The sequence below is a fragment of the Streptomyces sp. NPDC093064 genome, assembly GCF_044754605.1.
Classification (GTDB): domain Bacteria; phylum Actinomycetota; class Actinomycetes; order Streptomycetales; family Streptomycetaceae; genus Streptomyces.
Genome location: NZ_JBIVPK010000146.1, coordinates 1 through 1495, shown reverse-complemented (window position 1 = coordinate 1495; position 1495 = coordinate 1). Strand labels below are relative to the sequence as shown.

The following is a 1495-nucleotide window of genomic DNA, read 5'->3' as shown; positions in this document are numbered from 1 at the left end:
TACGGCAGCTGTAGATAGCCCTGCCTGCGTTCATTGCGGCTGGTCAGCTACGTGATGGGGGCGGGTGCGGGCACGAGGACGGCTGCCCCGATCATGACGTGGTGTGACGCAACATCAGAACAAGACGGCCGCTTCGGCCACGGTAGACGACGAAGGTCACGACATCGCGTTCGGGGGCCTGTTGGCTTCGTTGTCCGGCTGCTTCGCCCGCTCCGAGACCCGGAAAACGTTTGCGCGGATGACACGGGGCATGCTGATGGAGCTCGAGGACGTCAACTGCTGGAGCCTGGCCGAGGCGATCGGTGAGCGGGGCCCGCACCGGCTGCACCATCTGCTGTCCCGTGCGGTGTGGGACGAGGACGCGGTGCTGAAGCGGACGGCGGCCTGGGCCGTGGACCTGCTCGACGACGGCGACGGGGTCCTGATCGCGGACGAGACGGGGGACGCGAAGTCCTCGACCGACGCGGTGGCCGCGGCCCGCCAGTACTCCGGCTCGGTCGGCGGCGTGGACCTGTGCCAGGTCGCCGTGCACCTCACCTTCGCCTCGTCCGCCGGGCACTGCCTGATCGACCGGCGCCTGTACTTCACCAAGGAGTGGGCCGGCGACGAGGAACGCCGCAAGCTGACCGGCGTCCCCGACGAGCTGTGCTTCGCGGCCAAGCCGCGCCTCGCAGCGGACATGCTCCACGTCGCCGTTCAGCAGGGCATATCCGCCTCGTTCTTCCTGGGCGACGAGGTCTACGGCGGGCGGGAGTTGCGTACCGTCTGCCGCGAGCTGGGCCTGGGCTACGTCGTGGGAGCGCGCTCCAACCACCAGGTCACCACCCCGGCCACGAAGCTGAGCGTGACCAAGGCCGCCGCCCGGCTGCCGAAACGGGCCTGGCAGCGGATGCGGACCGGCGCGGGGCAGAAGGGCGTACGCGACTACGACTGGGCGATGATCGAGGTCACCACCGATGACACCCCTGACGGACACGACCGCGATGCGGGGACATCAGTACTGCTGGTCCGCCGGCACCGCTACACCCGCACCATGTCCTACTACCGCTGCTTTGCCCCGGGCCCGGTGACACTGGCGCGACTGGTGTCACTGGTGTGCCTCAGGTGGCGGGTGGAGGACGATTTCCAGGAGGCGAAGGAGATCTGCCACCTCGACAAAGGTCAGGTCACCTGCTGGAACTCCTGGCACCGCTGGAGCGTGATCGCCCTGGTCGCCTACGCTTTCCTGGCCGTCGCCGCCGCTTTTGAACGAGCCGCCCAGGCTGGCCGGAACGACCCCGCCGAGGCCGACCTCGTCCCCCTCAGCAGTCACGAACTCCTCCGCCTGCTGCGGGCCTTGATCCTTCCTCCGCCCCGACGAGACCGCGACCACCTGCTGTGGTGGTCGACCTGGCGCCGCCGCCATCAACACCGCGCCCGCCTCTGCCACCGCCGTTGGCACGCATACGCCGGCACCACACCATGATCAGCAACGACTATCTACAGCTGCCGTATC

1 protein-coding gene is annotated in these 1495 nt (G+C 68.6%); it reads left to right on the top strand.

All coding sequences use genetic code 11. The features are described from left to right. Positions 1–250: 250 nt before the first annotated feature. Positions 251–1465, top strand: coding sequence for an IS701 family transposase (locus tag ACIQFZ_RS43480; RefSeq protein WP_402694005.1), 1215 nt, complete (start codon positions 251–253; stop codon positions 1463–1465). Positions 1466–1495 lie beyond the last annotated feature (30 nt).